This is a genomic window from Paenibacillus sp. 4624 (assembly GCF_050435065.1).
In the GTDB taxonomy this organism is placed as follows: domain Bacteria; phylum Bacillota; class Bacilli; order Paenibacillales; family Paenibacillaceae; genus Paenibacillus; species Paenibacillus amylolyticus_D.
On sequence record NZ_JBNDJR010000014.1, the window covers coordinates 106,355 to 124,493 of the forward strand.

Here is an 18,139-nt window from a genome sequence, read left to right on the forward strand (position 1 = left end):
GTACAATTATTTTAGTTTAGTAATGCGAAATCAAAGACTTATCTTAAAGAATCATTCAGTGGTTCGAGACGATGAAGAGTTCTAAGCCTCTACAACGATTGTTTGTGAGCTTGTCCAGCTGCACACTGTACACAAGCTAGTTTCTTCGAACATGTTGTTATCCTCTTCAACCTCCAGAGCCATCAAATCCTGTACAGATAAAATTTCCTTGTTTTCCATGATAAATTACCTCCCATTTGTCTCCCCCTCTTAATAAACCAAATTCTACATAAAATTTTAAATTCCTTCTTTTTAATTGAATTTTTTTACAAAAATTATTTACGTAATCCATATATAGTTGTAATACCTGTCATAACCTTTGTTTTTTCCTCAAAAAAAGGAATGATCTAACATCAAATTTCAGACGGAATCGAGGATTTTCTGTGTGAGGTATGTCCTGCTCGATCTTCTCGAAAAGGTCTGACGAACAGACTAGCTGTGCCCATAAAAATAACAAATATGCCGATTCCCATGTACACCCAGGATGGACTATAGGCTTCAATTAACCATCCTCCGAGTAACAAGCCGAGCGGATTGCTCACCCCACTCATAAGTACCCCCATACTATTCATGACACGTCCTCTTTTTTCTTCCGGTGTAGATAACAGAATGGAAGTGACTAACGGTACATTTACAAGAGCAAGCCCCAGCATTAACAGGAAAGAGCAAGCAATGGCAAAGTACAAGTTAGGAACCATCGGCATCAACAGCAAGCTTGCGCCAGAGATCAGATAACTGATTAAGAACCAGTGGGCTAGTGACAGACGTTTGGCATACTTTCCACTGAGCAAAGAACCAACGATACTGCCAGCGGCAAAAGCAGATTGAAGCAACCCATATCCTTGTGGCCCGGCTTCAAGCACCATATTGGCAAAAATCGGCGTGAAGATATGTAGCGGGGCTCCTGCAAAATTGATAATGGCACCAAAGATAATACAGCATGCCAAAACTTTGTTCGAAAATAAAAAGGTGATGCCCTGCATGCTGTCTCTGACAAAACCTGAAAATCCTTTTTGTTTGACCACTTTGGTCGCAGGGATACGAATAAAGGCAATAGCAAGTGCGGATAACAGAAAAGTGATCGCATAGATGAACAGGATCGACTGTACGGAGATGAAGGCAATTAAAATTCCTCCCAAGGCATAACCGAGCAGTTCTATCGTTTTGGAGGAAGAGTTCAATAGGGCATTGGCTGGAGCGAGTTGCTCTGCCGGTTTGGGCAGAATCGCCGGAATGACCGTCTGAGTGGCAGGGTTGAACATGAAACCGAGAATCGCAATGAGCAGATTGGCCGCATAGATATGCCACGGAAGCATGCTGCCCGTCAGAAATAGAATCGCAAGGATACAAGCAATAACTGCTCTCCATATGTCGGTCCAGATTAGCAATTGTTTCTTTGGCAGACGGTCACTAATCGTTGCAAGCGGGATGCCCAGGAAGGCATAGATCAAATAGGGAAGCATCGGAATCAATGCCGCAGCAAGTGCGGATTCAGTTAACTGCAAGATGTACCACATCGTGGCCATGGAAAATAAAATCTGACCTGCACCGGAGACAAGCCTGCCCACGAGTAGCACTGTAAAGGAAGGTATTCGCAACACGGCAAGGTAGCCGTCTTCGCCAGTCTTATTCGTTGTTTTCTGGTTCATTTCCATCGCCTCCGATCGGAATCTCTCCACGTTCATCCGCTTGTTTTAATCGAGCAACCAGACCCGATTCTTGTATTCTGCGTTGCATTTTGGCTTTGACTTGTTCCAGTTCTGCCGTGTACTCCTGCATCTCGTGAAACAGCGTCTGGTGAGTGCGAATTCCTTCCCGAATCAGCATCGCAGTCGCATCCGAGCGGTTTTTGGCGAGTTCCAGAAACACCATTTGGTCGATCACATCAATCTCATCCTGACTTAATCGAACAGAAACCACCCCCTTGGTGCCTGAAAGATTTTTAGCGGCCTGCTCCATCGATCGCTCGACCATTTGATTGAACTGTATTTTTTGATTTTTGTTCAACATATTTCCTCCATTCTCATTGTGAATTGCTGGCATAGGTCACAAAAAGATCATTCGTTAGATTTGTATAACCTAGTTTAAGTAGTTGAACTTGTATTCAGAATTTATAATTTGTAATTCGTAAATCGTAAATTGTATTTATTTTACATTATCATGTAAAAATATGGTTGTAAAGCAAAAAACCTTTGGTTTCCCAAAGGTCTATGGTCGTTATTTTTATGACATCGGCTTTTTGTTGTTAGGTTCCGGTTAAAACTTTACTCTCCCTGTCTCCACCACATGCCTTCTGATTTCGGGCTCGTATATTCAAAACCAAATTGAGCATACAGACGATCCGCAGGCACATCGGCCAGCAGGCTGACCACCCCCCGCGCAGGCACGGCTTCACGCAAATAGTTCATAATTTCGATCATAATCAGTTTCCCGTATCCCTTCCCTTGAAGATCAGGATGCACTGCAATATCGACCACTTGAAAAAAACAACCACCATCCCCAATGACACGTCCCATCCCGATGAGAACATCAGCTTCTCGCAAACATACCGCAAATAAGCTGCGCGGCAGCCCAATCTCAGCCCCCTCCCGGCTCATCGGACTCAGTCCCGCAATCTGCCGCAATGCCAAATATTCAACCGCAGCCGGCGGTGCATGTTCAATTTTCACCTCATCCATCCAATGCTCCCCTTCCTGTTAGAATCTCTATAACCAGAATTAATTCTAAATCTTAGCTTTTAATTCCTTCATAACCTATGACATTTTTCTGATGACTTGACCTCATGCCAAGATTCGAATAACAACACTGGTGGAATATACGTTGGCATCATCCATTGATAGGACAAATCTTTCAGCAACTCACCCAGCCAAAATTGCCCTTGATCATCCAGCTTCATTTTCCATCGCCCGCTGATCATCGTTTTTCCCTGATCCACAAGTTCACGGGCATCCTCATAGGCATACTCTTTTCCTTTGTTTTGTTCTATCAATTCAAGTGCAGCATCATACAATCGTTGCTGCTCATCTTCCTTCTCTTGGGTAAATTCGGAGTCAAAAATTAGCGTAAAATCAAGCCCTTTAAACTTATGCTGATTCACTAATTCTTTAAATTCTTCTGTTACATAAATTTGGTGAGATGCGGTTTCCTTCAGCTTAAAAATCGCTGTCCCGTTTCGTATTTTAGATACATCGAAGAATATTTTATTGAACCTGGAGAAACGCCCCCTAGAGGTATACATCACATCCGAACGTTTCCAATCCACACAATCAAGGATAGTGACCACATTAACAGCGTATAGATCCAAGCTGTCATGCAACAATTCAAGAAACTCTACATGTGACTGTAACAAAGAAACCAATGCATCTCTTACTTCACCTGTCACAATGAGTTTTCCTAGCGTAAAATCCGGGAAGTCATGATAAACTCTTTTTTTTAACGTGACTACCTTAACTGGCTCCCAAAGTTCTTTTAACGGGCTACCATTAAAATCAGAATTAAGCAGGTGCTCTGAATTTTCTAAATTTATATCCATACTTTTCTGATGGCCACTCAGTTTGTAGACTTTCAGTATCCTCATCTTCTTTCTAACATTTCTATAGGGTAGGGGCATAGTAATAGGTTAATTTCACGTGCTTATTGTTCCAGAAGATCAGCCTCATGCCAGGATTCCAATAACAAGACTGGTGGAATGTACATTGGCATTATCCATTGATAGGACAAATCTCTCAGCAACTCACCCAGCCAAAATCTTCCCTGATCATCCAGCTTCATTTTCCATCGCCCGCTGATCATCGTTTTCCCCTGATCCACAAGTTCACGTGCATCCTCATAGGCATACTCTTTTCCTTTGTTTTGTTCGATCAATTCAAGTGCAGCATCATATATTCGCTGCTGCTCCGCTTCCATTTCCTCAGTAAAGTCAGCATCATACACTTGGGAAAAACTAAGTCCTTTGAATTTATGCTCCTCAACCCATTGTTTAAACTTTTCAGTAACAAAAACCTGTACACCTGGAGTTTCCTTAATCTTAAACATACACGTTCCATGAGGTATTTTGGCAGGATCAAATACAAGCTTGTTAAAACGGGCCCATGATCCGTCTTTAAATCTCCCAATCTCAGAACGGTTATAATCAACACAATCCAAAACATTAACGACATTGAGCATAAACAATTCTTCATTATCATTTGTTAAAGGTAGAAACTCCACTTCACCTTCTAATAATTGATCTTTGTCCATCGCCTCTTTCACTCTTTTTGAGATTATAGGCTTACCAATAACATAATCAGGAAAATCATTATACGTTCTTTTGTAGAGAGTTTCTAAATTTATACTGGTCCATTCCGTTAACTTAGATTCACCATGAAAATCACTATTAATTGGGTGATCATCATTATCGACTGCTGCTAATAATTTCGATTTTTGATCATTTGTAAATTTATAAACTTTTATATTGTCCACCTCGCTAATAAATTACCTAATCCCCAATTCTAATCTTCCTTCGAGTAACCCCTTACGCACACACTCAATTCTATAGGGTAGGAGCATAGAAATAGGTTAATTTCACATGTTCATTGTTCCAGAAGATTAGATTCATGCCAAGATTCCAATAACAACACTGGTGGAATATACGTTGGCATCATCCATTGATAGGACAAATCTTTCAGCAACTCACCCAGCCAAAATTGCCCTTGATCATCCAGCTTCATTTTCCATCGCCCGCTAATCATCGTTTTTCCCTGGTCCACAAGTTCACGGGCATCCTCATAGGCATACTCTTTTCCTTTGTTTTGTTCGATCGATTCAAGTGCTTGCTCATACAATCGTTGTTGTTCGTCTTCCTTCTCTTGGGTAAACTCGGAGTCATATACTACGTTGAAATTCAAACCTTTGAATTTATGTTCTTCCACCACTTGTTTGAATAGATCGGTAACGAACACCTCTACGGTGGCGGTCTCTTTTATTTTAAACATATATGTATCCGCTGGGATTTTAATAAAATCAAACACTATGTTATCAAACCCTGCCCATGATCCGTCTCTTTTCTTCCTTATATCGGAACGATTCCAATCCACGCAGTCCAATACATTTGTAACATTTATTACATATAATTCTAGTTCATCATGCTTTAAAGGGAGAATCTCTACTTCCTTGGAGATGTAGGATTCAAGCACAGTTTTAACGTTTCCATTTATAATTGGTTTCCCTATAATCAAGCTAGGAAAGTCACTATGTCTTTTTTTGTACAATGTTTTCACAGTAGTTGGAGTCCAGATTCCACCTTTTATATCCCCGCTAAATCTTGAAGCCAACTCGTGATCCCAATCTAAAATCTGCAACTCCATACAACTATCTTTATGTCTTAGTTCATATAACTTCAAAAAATCCCCTCCTCATTTTTTCTTGATCCAATGATTCAACTGCTTGAATTCATCTACTTCCTGTGTAATAGTGAGAGAAGGCTTGCGTAAAGCGTGTTCAGATACGTCAAGTTGGTTGTAAAGGAGGAAATATCGTGTTTCAACGTTGGTTGGATAACCTGTTATCACATCCCGATGCTACGTTTATACTGCTTGGTGTTGCTGCTTTGCTTCTGGCAACTTATCTATGGTCCGCCACAGAAATTCGGCGCAGCCATGAAAGGCATATGCAGAGGATACGAGATACATTATACATAAGCACAGGCCTTTTGGGACTACTTACCATTTGGGAACAACGAAAATATGAAGCTACCGCGCAGGAACATCATGAGTTGTTACAAGCGATGCAAGCCTGCAAAACGGCCTCATGCCTCTCCCCGCAGCTTCAGGATCAGATTCGTGACTGCGTTAAAAATGAAGATGCCGCCAGGCTTGCTCTGATGGGTAAAGCACTTGAACGGGAGTGCACTGCACTATCGGATGAACTCAGCCGAAATACATATTCGTTGCACTGGGGCCGTGTGATCTGGGCCATTCTCAGGCCTGCCGCCGAACCTGCTGCACTCGCAGCCACGGCACTTTTAATCGGAAACTTGTTCTACACAAAGCGTATCGCTAGTACGTCCGTAGATTCCTGGGATAACCTGTTGCCGTGGTTTCAGGCCATTTCCCTCATGCTTACGATACTATACGGTTATCTGCTTTGGTCCAGTCCAAAGCGTGGCACTTCAGGAGCACTGGTCAAATGGCTATCCCTCTTGATCGCACTCTGCTCTTTGCTTCATCTGATCGGACTTGCGGCGGCACCTTATGCCCTTGCTCTGCAGCTTATTCTGTTTGTTTCCGGATTCGGGTTAACCGGATCACGCTCCCGCAGTGAACGCCCATATGCCGGACACGCAGAAATAGATGAGAACAGTAGCTATAGCAGTATGGCTACACCAGGAAATGAGGCTGCAGTAGAGGATACTCACTCCCCTGTGACACCTCGCAGATCTGTATCGGCATCCGACTAGTTCACAGGCTCGAAGTGAAAAGCCCAGCCTCCATATGCACACAAAAATGGCTGTCCCTATGTCATCACGACGATAGGGACAGCCTGTTTATTTTCCGAATCAAGCATGTAACACAGGATTTTCTTAGGAAGAACGACTATTATCCTTTCGCACTCGCGTTTGATCCACGAACGGAACGGGCGGAGCTGCTTCTAGCCCCGGATTTGGAGGCGCTGCCTGAGGACGTATTTTCAAAACGCTTACGCTCGGTTCGCTCCATCTGCACAATTTGTCCCTCATGTACCACGATGTGCAAAGAACCAAATTCCATGTCATCCAGCTGCCCGGCAATTCGGTTTAACCATACCTCATCCACTTTTAACGGCTTAGCCACTTGAGCCGCCTCCTCTTCTCGGGTGATCACCCGTTATTAATCCTGTACGCACCTGTGTTTCAAAGGTTGAATTATAATTCATCCTTATCCAACCTATATACTTGGTTTATACAATATCAGGGCTTCCAGCAGCTGTCAATTGATATTTTGATGCAACACTATGCCTTTTCCGAAACAGCTTTATGACCAAGCCAGCTCTTGAGCAGCAACGTAGCTAAAGCCAAGATTAACAGTAGCGAAGCAACGGCAAATGAGGCGGAAAACTGATATTCGTTATACAAAATCTCTACGTGAAGCGGCAAGGTATTGGTTTCTCCACGAATGTGTCCGGATACAACCGACACTGCTCCAAACTCACCCATAGCACGTGCATTACACAGGATAATTCCGTAGAGAAGTCCCCATTTAATATTGGGTAGTGTCACGCTCCAGAAGATGCGCCACCCGGAGGCTCCAAGTGTTACAGCCGCTTCTTCTTCTCGCGTGCCTTGATCCTCCATCAGTGGAATCAACTCTCTCGCCACAAAAGGAAAGGTGATAAATAACGTCGCAATCACGATTCCCGGCAGTGCAAAAATGATTTTGATATCATGCTCGGCAAGCCAGGGGCCAAACCATCCGTTTGAGCCAAACACCAGTACAAAGATCAAACCGCCAACGACAGGCGAGATGGAAAAGGGAAGATCGATCAGTGTGATGAGCAATCCTTTACCTTTGAATTGGAACTTGGTGATGACCCAAGCCGCTGCCACGCCAAAGATCGTGTTGAGCGGAACGGTTATTGCGGCAACCAGCAACGTCAGCTTCAGTGCAGACCAGGCATCCGGTTCCGTCAGTGCAGCGATATAGACCCCCCAGCCTTGCTTCAACGCTTCCATAAGCACGATGAACAGCGGCAGGATCAGCAACCAGATCAGGACGAGACTCGCAAGTCCGATCAGCAGCCATTTTACCCAAGGCGCTTCTGTTGTGGCGCGATTTGTACTTCGGCTGGTTTTTACGGGTGAGACAGAACTAAGAGGGACAGAACCCGCCATACTTACACCTCCTTCGGTTTGGTGAGTGCGCCACGTTGTGGCAATGTAAATCCATCCGGGCCGCCACGAATGGGCAAGCCGCACGGACAGAATGTGAAGTGATCAGGCACTATTCTGGCTCTCCTATTGCTCCGATCACACCCTCCCTGCCTTCCGACTCCAGCGTTGCAGGGAATTGATGATGAGCAGCAAGATAAACGAGATCAACAAAAGCAGCAAGGCTACGGCTGTAGCTCCTGCATAATCAAACTGCTCCAGCTTGGACATGATGAGCAGCGGTGCGATTTCCGTTTTCATCGGCATATTGCCTGAAATAAATACAACCGAACCATACTCACCTATGCCCCTCGCAAAAGCTAGCGCAAAACCCGTTAGCAGCGGTGGGATTAAATCCGGCAGCAAAACGGCACGGAATATCCGCCATCGCCCTGCCCCCAGCGTCGCCGCTGCTTCTTCCACCTCAGCTTCCAGCTCTTCCAGCACCGGCTGCACTGTACGCACGACAAAAGGGATGCCGATGAACATAAGTGCGAGTGTAATCCCCACTTGAGAGTATGCCAGCTTGATGCCGAGCGGTTCTACAAATTGTCCGATCCATCCATTTCCGGCATAGATCGCCGTCAGGGCCACCCCGGCTACGGCCGTGGGCAGCGCAAATGGAAGATCAATCACCGCATCGAACAATCTCTTACCAGGGAATTCATACCGAACCAGCACCCAGGCCAGGAGCAGGCCCAGAAACAAATCGATTAGCGCCGCCGCACCAGCTGTCAAGAAACTGACCCGGAACGAAGCCAGCACCCTAGGATTGGTAGCCACCTCCACCATCGTTGCCCAGGTTAATCCCGTGGAGTTAAATAACAGTGCCGTCAGCGGAATCAGCACCACCAGACTCAGGTATAACACGCTGTACCCCATCGTTAATCCGAATCCCGGCAGCGTCCGCCTTCCCCGGGCTGCGATAACCTTGCTCATGCCTATTCATCCTCTCTGCCGTCAGCCGGTCGGGCTGGTTGGCCGCGTACAGCCCAATGTGTGCTTTGACTGGTTTGCTTTGATTGGTTGTTTTGATCAGTTTGCTTTGATTGATCTCTTTTACTCGCTTTTGATGCTATTGCCCCGTTATTCTTAGCTGCCCGGCACGTAGATTTGGTCGAAGATACCTCCATCATTAAAGTGTTTGGCTTGAGTATCCCGCCAAGTACCAAAGACATCTTTTAACGTAAACAGCTCCAGCTTCGGAAACTGATCTTTGAATTTCTCCTTTACGCTGTCCAGCGTAGGCCGGTAGTAATTTTCGGCAGCAATCGTCTGGCCTTCTTCGCTGTAAAGGTATTTGAGATAAGCATCCGCCACGTCGCGAGTGCCTTTTTTGTCTACATTTTTATCCACGATCGCTACAGGAGGTTCAGCCAAAATGCTGATCGAAGGCACAACAATGTCGAATTTATCCGGCCCAAGCTCCTTTACCGACAGGAATGCCTCGTTCTCCCAAGCCAGCAGGACATCGCCAATACCTCGTTCCACAAATGTTGTCGTTGCCCCGCGTGCCCCCGAATCCAGCACAGGCGCATGCTTGAACAACTCTGCCACGAACTGCTTTGCCTTCTCTTCATCGTTGTTGCTATGCTTCAGGGCGTAACCCCATGCCGCCAGATAGTTCCACCGCGCTCCGCCCGATGTCTTCGGGTTCGGTGTAATGACCTGGGTGTCTCCTTTGATTAGATCGTCCCAGTCCTTGATGCCTTTCGGATTGCCCTTGCGCACCAGGAACACAATTGTGGACGTGTACGGCGAGCTGTTATGCTCGTATTTGTCCTGCCAGCCTGCGTTAATCAGACCTTTATCCTCAATCGCATCGATATCGTAACCCAGTGCCAGTGTCACCACATCTGCGTCCAGACCGTCAATGACGGAACGGCTCTGTTTACCCGAACCTCCGTGAGATTGTTTAATGGTCACTTTCTGGCCTTTCTCTTTCAGCCAATGGGCGGCAAATGCTTTGTTATATTCTTCATAAAGTTCCCTTGTCGGGTCATAGGAGACATTGAGCAGTTCAACTGCTTTATTGCCTTCCTTATTCCCATCTGTCCCCGTTCCTGTTGCTGCACCTGCCGCACTTGACCCGCCGTTATCTGATCCGCAAGCCGCCAGCACCCCCGTTAACACCAATGCCAGCCCAATTAGAATTCCTTTGTGAACTCTCTTTTTCATCATCTTACACTCCCCCCGATATAAACTTGCATGATCAACTACAGGTCGGCAGAACAGCGGTACGCACCAGAAAAGGACAAAAAGACGGAGGAACCCCCTGCGCACTCTTCCCTTCATTAAGTCATACCGCCTCCTAAAGTCGTGTATGCTTCATCGGTAAAATGCACTGTGGTGTTCCTCCGTCTATACGGTGAGAACGCTATGCTGTTCAAGTGCTTGCACTCATGTGTCTGTCATGACCCATTCCGCAAAACAATCAGTCATTTTTATTATTCCTACCTGTTTAGTAAGTTATATACGTATAATAAAGGCAGTCTATATGACTGTCAAACGTTTTTTCCGCTTTTTACCGAAATTTTGTACCATTGACAAAAAAGAGGACAATGAACGATAACGACTGAACCATTAAACAGATCAGCGCTGAGCCGTGGCCAGTAACCGTACTATTTTCACGACTGTTCAGCAAAATGATGAGTCAATCGCCACCGATTACCGGAACCAATCCAAAGAATAAATTTGTGGAAAATTAAAGCAACCTTTTGCACAAAAGGGTCGTCTATAGGAGCAAATCACTTTAAAACAAAGGGATATGAACTTCCTGGAAAAGCGAGGCGATACTGAAATGAAGAAAAATATTATAGCAGCCTTTACGGCAGGAGCCCTACTTACCCTCTCCTTAAGTGCGGGCCCTCTCCATGCTGCGCCGTCAAAATTTACGGATACTCAAGGTATTCCGGGTGCAGACAAAATCGAATCTCTCCATCAGGATGGATTAATCAAAGGGGTTAGCGATAACTTGTTCAAGCCAGAAGAACGGCTGAGTACCGCGCAAGGCGTTCAATTGATCGTAGACGGGCTGGACTTAAACCTGAACGCTATTCGTTTTATTAAAATGCCTGTGCCTAGTGATTATTTCTCTGATGTAAAAGACGGTGTCTGGTACAGCGATGCTTTCATCCGCGCACAATACAACAGCATTAAGCTACCGCAAAATATTGATCCATCCAAACCGCTCACTCGCGAGCAGTACACCCTGTTCCTCATGCAAGCGATTGAGGCCAAAGGTGGTCTGCCTATGATCAAAATACAGCCCGTAGACATTGCGGACGAGAATGAGCTTACACCAGAGTACCAAGGTGCCGTACAGCGTTCTCTGGTGCTGAAGATCAGCGCACTTGATGCGAACGGACAGTTCCATCCGAAACAAGCCATTACTCGCGCTGAGGCTGCCGTGATGATGTACAATGCCATTCAGCACATGGAATCCTTCTTCACACCGCAAATCCCGGAAACACCGGAGAAGTAAAAGGTATCTCGGGGCAAAAGAATAGAATTGCAAACCCCGCATCTTTTCTTCTTTGGAAAGTGCGGGGTTTTGTGTACAGCCTGAGTGTAAGTCTGCGCCTAAGGATTGGGATTATGTTCTGATATCAGCTTTGCCTGATCCTGTATTCATATCCTATTTTATCATGCACAAAAATTTCCAGTCATACAAAGAGCGCCTTTACCACGGTCCTTCAATGAGCACACAGCAAGCCGTAATCAGTACCCACGAGCTGTAGAAATAGCAAAAAAGCGAGTACTGCCCTCCGATAAGAGGATGTACTCGCTTAGAATATTACTGCCTATAATCCACGTTTAGATGGACTTAGAAAGAACCTTTTACAACGACTTCGGACAACGGGAAGCGACCTGATGGACGAGCTGGCTCAGCAGCTTTACCTACAGTAATCAGCAAAGTTGGCACAAAGCGTGCAGGGATGTTGAACGCTTCGATCAATTGTTGTGGGTTGTATCCGCCCATTGGGCAAGTGTCGTAACCCAGTGAACGTGCTGCCAGCATAATGTTTTGGGAAGCAAAAGAAGCGTTGCGGATTGCTTCATCACGAGCGATTTGCGGGTTTTGGTAAGCACCGTTAATTTGACCCACCAACGCGTCACGAACTTCAGCAGGCAGCGCGCCAGCTTCAACAGCTTGATCGTAAATGAATGTATTGCGGTTCGCTTCCAGATCACCAAGAACGGCAATCGTAACAGAGCTGTCCACTACTTGTGTTTGTCCGTAAGCGATAGGCAACAACTTTGCTTTGTCTGCTTCGGATTCAATCACGAGGAATCTCCAGTGTTGCAAGTTCCAGGAAGACGGGGCTTCGGAAGCTGCAGTCAAGATTGCGTTCAGGTCAGCCTCTGGCAATACAAAACCTTTTTCATACTTTTTAACTGCGTGACGTTCGCTAATGACGCTGAGTGTTTCATTTTTTTCAGTAACGGACATGTGTTCCACTCCTTAGTTCTGTTTGGAATATTATATTTTTACGTTCGCAAAGCACGCCTTGAAAGCCAATCCGCCCCAAGCACAGGCCTTCCGAAAATAACATCAGCGCAGACGAACGCTCCCCATCTGTGTTCACGTTATGCCCGGAATTACCTCAACTTTCAAACTCTTTCACACCGGAGCATACGCCTCTCTTACACTTTTCTCCCATGCCTGTTTAACCACATCATCATGCACTTAAAGCCATGACTCTGACAGCACCCATTCAAGTCTTCTCTTTGGTAGATACACCTTCCATCGGAAACGGTCCTTCCCCACGCTCAATGCTTTGCTTCACATCAAGTATCGATATGCGGTCGAAATAAGCGCTCAGCGCCTCTTCCCCTCCATCGTATATAGCCCCCATCACACCCTGCATATTAGAGGAAACTTTACACGGTGAACCCGATTCACCTGAACACCAGCTTGGCCCGAGCGAACCTCCGGCGACCAGTCTGTACACTTCTCCAAGCTTAATCTCTTCACTTGGCCGACTAAGCAGGTATCCCCCATGAGCACCTTCTTTGGTCGTCAAGTAACCATGTTTACGCAGAACACTCAGTACCTTGCGGACTCTGGCCGGGTGTGTGCCCACACTTTGAGACAGGTCTTCACTGTTGGCCATACACTCGCTTCTCATTGATAGAAAAACAAGACAATGCACCGCAATGGTAAATTCGCTGTTCATAACTTACTCCCTTCCCGGCATACAACACCGATGAACTTCATTCCAAGGTAAGTATAACTGTCATTATATGAGTAACAGTTATGTTTGTCAACATTTGCTCCTGAACGTCATTTGATCATAGATTTCCCTGTTATATCAATACTTACACTCTCGCGGGTGATCTGCCGAAGGCTGATTCAAAACCTGAGGTTGAAAACGTTCTATGCATAAAAAAGTGAGCCTTTCGCTTCGCGAAGGGCTCCAATAAGATAGACATATGAAAGGGCTTACGTGATTATTATAATCGCTAATCTTCATTTTGAAAACGCTTTTTTTGTAAAGTTTGATTTTAAGCTGATTTAGGAGTTATCCCGTTATGCTGAAAATTTATATTGCGTAAACTAATGGTATTAGTTATATTACTAACATCATTAGTTTTAGGAGGATTTCCGATGCGTATCACCCGTGAGTACGATGTTCACCAAATCTCATTCCTTCCCCGTCTCTTTCCGGTAAATGTCTACCTGGTTGAAGAGGATCAAGCCTTGACTCTGATTGATGCCGGAATGCCCTTTAGTCTCAAAGGTATTCTGGAGACATCCGCTTCCTTGGGGAAACCCATCACCACCATCATCCTGACTCATGCCCATGCGGACCACGTTGGGGCGCTTGATGGTCTTAAGGATGCGCTCCCCGATGCTGAGGTATGCATCTCCAGCCGAGATGCCAAGCTGTTAACCGGGGACACATCGCTGTTGACGCACGAGCCGCAGACCCCGGTACGCGGCAGTGTGCCCAAAGGCATCCGTACGAAGCCGGATCGCCTGCTCAAAGATGGCGACCAGATCGGATCGCTGGTCGCTATTGCTTCTCCAGGCCATACGCCTGGGCATATGGCCTTCATGGATACACGCAGCCGAGTGTTGATCGTCGGCGATGCGTATCAAGTGCGCGGGGGCCTCGCCGTGTCCGGCCGCGTGCGCCCGCTCTTCCCGTTCCCTGCGCTGGCCACGTGGAATCGCGAAGCGGCACTAGCCAGCGCGAAGCGCCTGGCGGAGCTGGAGCCGTCCGTGCTGGCCGTTGGCCACGGACGAATGCTCCGCCAGCCCGCGGCGGGCATGCGCGCGGCAGTCGCTGATGCGCAGCAGCGACTGCACCCAGCCGGGGGGCAGCGATGAGCCCCCGGCAAGGTCTGGATCGCGGCGCGCTGCTTGACGCCGCGATCCAGATCGCGGACAGCGACGGCTTTGAGGCGCTGACTCTTGCCGCTCTTGCGAAGCGGCTGGATGTGCGCTCGCCGTCGCTCTATAACCACATCAGCGGGCTCCCGGGGCTTCGCCAGGAACTGGCGCTGATGTCAGTGCAACAGCTTGGCCTTGCCGTAAACGAGGCTGCGGCGGACCGCACCGGCGACGAGGCCATTCAAGCCATCGCCGCCGCTTATATTGGCTTCGTTCGCCAGCATCCCGGGCTCTATGAAGCCTCATACCATGCACCCGACCTGAATGAACCGCAGCTCGCGGCATGCAAAACAGATCTGCTGAACATGCTACTGCATACATTGCAGCCATACCCCCTTACCGAAGCGCAAGCATTGCATGCTGTTCGGGGATTACGCAGCCTCTGCCATGGTTTTGCCTCCATTGAGGCGCAAGGTGGCTTCGGCATGGATTTCAGTCCGGACGACAGCCTGCGTCTGACCGTGTCCGCTTTTCTTCACGGGCTGCGCCACCTGTCCGAAGACGTATAAACGAAGGGCAAAGCTAACTCTGTCGGGATATACGCTAGCATCTATAGCTTATAGTCCCTATGAACAGAAAGGTAAACGTTTCTGGACAACGCTAACGCTAAGTATCCAAGCAAGAGAAAACAGCCGCGACACTCGTAAGCAACCGAACGAAAGAAGATACTCTCGGGAGCTGATCTTCACCAAGTAATCGAAGCCCGTCTAACCAAACGAATTAAGTTCCCCGCACCGCTTGCAGCTCCTAGCACAAGCGGTGCCCCACTTCATGGCAAGCATGTCCGCGACTAAGCTAACCCCGGTCAGATTAATTGAATCTGACCGGACTACTACAACTACTACAATTTCCTCTCAACAAAGTGAGACTTCCATACGTCTGCCAAAATTCTAACGATCACCACAGACCTTATATACTCGATAAACAGCCTTTTGGAATTCTAACGATCACCAGAGACGCTATTCTCTCAAAATTGGGCTAAAAACCGTGAAAAAGACCGAAATTCATAAAAATAAGGTTTCTCGTGATCGTTAGAATTAAATGAGCACAAAATGCGGCAAATAAGCTTCCTGGCGATCGTTAGCCTGCAAGGCTTGTGTGCAGGAGATAATTGAGTCGGGATAGTCGAGATATACCGTGCAACGTCTGTCCATCTGTAGTAATCGCTTGTTAGTATATCTGCTTCATTTCCTCTTATTCGTATAAACGACAACTCAGCGGGAACAATACTAGGGCGTGTCTTGAAACCTACTGAAGTGCATCTTCCCCCTTTTTCGCCCCCTGCTACGTCACTTTCCCTTGACGTGCCCCGGCACGCCTGCGGGAAACTTCCTTGCTTGGAACGAAAATTCGGCAAAATCTGCTTTCTTCAGAGTTTACAGACACTCCCTACATATTTTCCAAATAAAAACGATCAACATGGCCTGCATTTTTAAAAGATATGTGTTCTATCGAGTTCCTGTGTTTGTGCTATAATAGGAACTGAAAAATCAGGTCATTTTGTACTTATCCGATTTTACGGATTACATATCATTGTAGAAAGAAGGCGTTTACGTGGCTCAAATCTCTCCGTACTATCTTCAAATCGGGGCGACCGTTGGCATGCTTGTCATGGCCTTACTTGCCATCTTCATTCGTATGAAAGCCAGCCACCGGCCGGTCACCATCCGTAAAATTATTATTCCGCCGCTCGGCATGAGCACAGGCTTCTTTATGTTTGTTGTACCAGAGACACATGTTCCGCTATTGTGGGCATTCATCGCGCTCCTGGTTGGCTGGTTTATTTTCTCGTATCCTCTCATTCGCAGTACTCGGTTTGAACGCGTAGGGGAAGAGATTTTTGCCACACGTTCCCGCAGCTTTGCCTTCATTTTGCTAGGACTTCTGGCTGTACGCCTGATTCTGCATGAAGTCATCCAGAAATATGTCAGCATTCCGCAAACCGGCGGCCTGTTCTTCCTGCTGGCGTTCGGTATGATTGTGCGCTGGCGTGTGTATATGTACAAACATTACAAGGAAGTGCTCGCTGTTCAGAACTAGATGGTAGCTAAAATACTCCGGCTCTGCCATGATTTTTATAGGTCTAGAGCAATAAAGTTTTAACATTTAAACAATCAAGGTATTAAGCATCTACCAATCACATTGATCACATCAACATCAACTTATAAAGACACGTTCAACACACCTTCAAAAGGTGCCGAGAACGTGTCTTTTGCTTTTGCTCTACTTTTGCTCTAATTTTTGCTCTACTTCTATTCTAACCTTTGTTTAGCGCTTTTGGTTTCACTTTTACTTTCGTTCTAGCCTTTGCTCTTATACTCCTATGCCTACTTTTATCTTCAACATGAGAATAGGAGAATCGCAGGCTGCAACCACTTGATCAGAACTGTCATGCGGAAGTCGCTTTAATAGGCGGAATGAATTAATTCATCCATCAACCCATATGATCTAACTTCACTTCATCTATTGAGGGTCTGCAACCTTCACCAGCTGTTTGCCCAGATTATCTCCGGAAAAAAGACCGATGAAAGCTTCTGGCGTCCGTTCGAAACCATTCACAATGTTCTCTTCATATTGAAGTTTACCTTCCTGAATCCACTTAGCCAGCTTGGCACGGCCTTCCTTGAAGGACTTCGTATAGTCGCCCAGCAGAAAACCTTTCATCAGCGCCGTGTTCGTTAGCAGCAGCGTTTGTGGACGCATGCCGATATCCGGTTTCTCCAGATTATAAGACGAGATCTGTCCGCACAGCGGAATACGTGCATTCCGATTGATATGACGCAGTACAGCATCCGAGATATCGCCGCCAACATTGTCAAAATATACGTCGACTCCGTCAGGACAAGCCTTTTCAATCGCTGCCGACATATCTTGCTCCGTCTTGTAGTTAAGCACAACGTCGAAACCAAGCTTTTCTCTCAGATAAGCACATTTATCGTCAGAACCTGCAATACCGACCACCCGCGCACCGACGATTTTACCGATCTGACCCGCGATCATACCCACAGCTCCTGCCGCACCAGAGACTACAACGGTCTCTCCATCTTTGGGTTTGCCGATATCCTCCATGCCGAAATACGCGGTCAAACCTGTCAGGCCCAATGCACCGAGATAGGCTGTAATTGGAGCCTCGTCTGAATCAATCAGTGACAGATCTGTTGTATTGACCGCAGCATATTGCTGCCAGCCCCACATCCCCGTCACTAGATCACCTTTGCGTAAATTTGGCTCGGATGATTCCACAACTTGCCCGATCGCGCCTCCCTTAATGACTTCATTCAGGGCGTACGGCGGTGCATAGGATTTCGTATCTTTCATTCGTCCCCGCATGTACGGGTCGACCGACAAATATAATGTACGAACCAGCACTTGTCCAGCTTCCGGTTCAGGTAGCGATTTCTCAACGAATTCAAAATTCTCTTTGGATGGGGTTCCTTCAGGACGGGAAGCCAGTACGATCTGTTTGTTTACACTCATCAAAATAACCTCCTGATTCCCAGTGGCTTCAAGGTCAGCCCTTGTCATCTGCAGTAACACAGGCGCACCACTGGCTCTATGTTGATCTTCATAATAGTTTAAACCGAAACAGGCGGATCACAAACGTGGGCCGCCCGGAAATATACAAATATCGTCACATTATAGTTCTAAACCATGCTTCGTATCGTTTTTTCAAGTATCCTTATTAGGAATCTCAGTCACCCAGCCTTATAGCTTTTCTGAACTAAATTTACCACACAGTGATAATGAATTAGCCAATAGTGAAATGACACCATCTTTTCATACTGGGCGGGTAGCCTTACATCTGTTGCGTGTAATCC

19 protein-coding genes are annotated in these 18,139 nt (G+C 46.5%); 5 read left to right on the forward strand and 14 right to left on the reverse strand.

Translation table 11 applies throughout. The features are described from left to right. Window positions 1-81 precede the first annotated feature (81 nt). The 7 genes from ABIE27_RS26575 to ABIE27_RS26605 form a co-directional block, all read right to left on the reverse strand. Complete coding sequence (locus ABIE27_RS26575) at window positions 82-219, reverse strand: hypothetical protein (RefSeq protein WP_161556981.1); 138 nt, start codon at window positions 217-219, stop codon at window positions 82-84. Window positions 220-392: 173 nt separating this feature from the next. Next, window positions 393-1,688, reverse strand: coding sequence for an MFS transporter (locus tag ABIE27_RS26580; RefSeq protein WP_161556980.1), 1,296 nt, complete (start codon window positions 1,686-1,688; stop codon window positions 393-395). Next, window positions 1,666-2,046, reverse strand: a complete 381-nt coding sequence (locus ABIE27_RS26585; RefSeq protein WP_151458099.1) for a hypothetical protein — start codon at window positions 2,044-2,046, stop codon at window positions 1,666-1,668. Before ABIE27_RS26585 ends, ABIE27_RS26580 begins: the two co-directional genes overlap by 23 nt. A 257-nt stretch (window positions 2,047-2,303) precedes the next feature. Then, complete coding sequence (locus tag ABIE27_RS26590; protein WP_429351929.1) at window positions 2,304-2,717, reverse strand: GNAT family N-acetyltransferase; 414 nt, start codon at window positions 2,715-2,717, stop codon at window positions 2,304-2,306. Between the two features lie 68 nt (window positions 2,718-2,785). Next, a complete protein-coding gene (locus ABIE27_RS26595; protein WP_151458098.1) occupies window positions 2,786-3,571 on the reverse strand; it encodes an imm11 family protein in 786 nt (261 codons plus the stop codon). A gap of 101 nt (window positions 3,572-3,672) precedes the next feature. Beyond that, window positions 3,673-4,500 carry an imm11 family protein gene (locus ABIE27_RS26600; protein WP_123065589.1) on the reverse strand — a complete coding sequence of 276 codons (828 nt, stop codon included), beginning with the start codon at window positions 4,498-4,500 and terminating at the stop codon, window positions 3,673-3,675. Between the two features lie 110 nt (window positions 4,501-4,610). Continuing rightward, window positions 4,611-5,420, reverse strand: a complete 810-nt coding sequence (locus ABIE27_RS26605) for an imm11 family protein (RefSeq protein ID WP_429351930.1) — start codon at window positions 5,418-5,420, stop codon at window positions 4,611-4,613. A gap of 134 nt (window positions 5,421-5,554) precedes the next feature. Here ABIE27_RS26605 and ABIE27_RS26610 point away from each other — a divergent pair, with 134 nt between their 5' ends. Continuing rightward, window positions 5,555-6,475: a hypothetical protein gene (locus ABIE27_RS26610; RefSeq protein WP_123065587.1), complete on the forward strand. Its 921-nt coding sequence runs from the start codon at window positions 5,555-5,557 to the stop codon at window positions 6,473-6,475. A gap of 139 nt (window positions 6,476-6,614) precedes the next feature. Here ABIE27_RS26610 and ABIE27_RS26615 read toward each other — a convergent pair whose 3' ends face one another. From ABIE27_RS26615 to ABIE27_RS26630, 4 genes are all read right to left on the reverse strand, one after another. Further along, entirely contained in the window at window positions 6,615-6,848 is a 234-nt protein-coding gene (locus ABIE27_RS26615) for a YezD family protein (protein ID WP_123065586.1), read from the reverse strand. Between the two features lie 158 nt (window positions 6,849-7,006). Further along, window positions 7,007-7,885 (reverse strand): sulfate ABC transporter permease subunit CysW, encoded by an 879-nt coding sequence (gene cysW / locus ABIE27_RS26620; protein ID WP_123065585.1) that lies wholly within the window; start codon window positions 7,883-7,885, stop codon window positions 7,007-7,009. Between the two features lie 135 nt (window positions 7,886-8,020). Continuing rightward, window positions 8,021-8,860, reverse strand: coding sequence for a sulfate ABC transporter permease subunit CysT (gene cysT, locus ABIE27_RS26625; RefSeq protein WP_090918690.1), 840 nt, complete (start codon window positions 8,858-8,860; stop codon window positions 8,021-8,023). A 153-nt stretch (window positions 8,861-9,013) separates the two neighbouring features. Further along, complete coding sequence (locus ABIE27_RS26630) at window positions 9,014-10,099, reverse strand: sulfate ABC transporter substrate-binding protein (protein ID WP_429351942.1); 1,086 nt, start codon at window positions 10,097-10,099, stop codon at window positions 9,014-9,016. A gap of 622 nt (window positions 10,100-10,721) precedes the next feature. On the opposite strand from ABIE27_RS26630, the gene ABIE27_RS26635 reads away from it, so the two are divergent. Then, window positions 10,722-11,405, forward strand: coding sequence for an S-layer homology domain-containing protein (locus ABIE27_RS26635; RefSeq protein ID WP_429351931.1), 684 nt, complete (start codon window positions 10,722-10,724; stop codon window positions 11,403-11,405). Between the two features lie 342 nt (window positions 11,406-11,747). On the opposite strand, the gene ABIE27_RS26640 is transcribed toward ABIE27_RS26635, so the two are convergent. Continuing rightward, a complete protein-coding gene (locus ABIE27_RS26640; protein WP_123065584.1) occupies window positions 11,748-12,374 on the reverse strand; it encodes a nitroreductase family protein in 627 nt (208 codons plus the stop codon). Between the two features lie 265 nt (window positions 12,375-12,639). Next, the gene (locus tag ABIE27_RS26645) at window positions 12,640-13,101 is read right to left on the reverse strand and encodes an RrF2 family transcriptional regulator (RefSeq protein ID WP_123065583.1); all 462 of its coding nucleotides are present in this window, start codon (window positions 13,099-13,101) and stop codon (window positions 12,640-12,642) included. A gap of 431 nt (window positions 13,102-13,532) precedes the next feature. Here ABIE27_RS26645 and ABIE27_RS26650 point away from each other — a divergent pair, with 431 nt between their 5' ends. The 3 genes from ABIE27_RS26650 (at window position 13,533) to ABIE27_RS26660 (ending at window position 16,361) form a co-directional block, all read left to right on the forward strand. Then, window positions 13,533-14,258, forward strand: a complete 726-nt coding sequence (locus ABIE27_RS26650) for an MBL fold metallo-hydrolase (protein ID WP_429351932.1) — start codon at window positions 13,533-13,535, stop codon at window positions 14,256-14,258. Then, window positions 14,255-14,830 carry a TetR/AcrR family transcriptional regulator gene (locus ABIE27_RS26655; RefSeq protein WP_123065581.1) on the forward strand — a complete coding sequence of 192 codons (576 nt, stop codon included), beginning with the start codon at window positions 14,255-14,257 and terminating at the stop codon, window positions 14,828-14,830. The genes ABIE27_RS26650 and ABIE27_RS26655 overlap by 4 nt, the downstream gene beginning before the upstream one ends. 1,045 nt (window positions 14,831-15,875) lie before the next feature. After that, on the forward strand, window positions 15,876-16,361 hold the full coding sequence (locus tag ABIE27_RS26660) for a CcdC family protein (RefSeq protein WP_192895131.1): 486 nt from the start codon (window positions 15,876-15,878) through the stop codon (window positions 16,359-16,361). Between the two features lie 423 nt (window positions 16,362-16,784). Here ABIE27_RS26660 and ABIE27_RS26665 read toward each other — a convergent pair whose 3' ends face one another. Then, entirely contained in the window at window positions 16,785-17,798 is a 1,014-nt protein-coding gene (locus tag ABIE27_RS26665) for an NADP-dependent oxidoreductase (RefSeq protein ID WP_123065580.1), read from the reverse strand. Window positions 17,799-18,139: the final 341 nt, after the last annotated feature.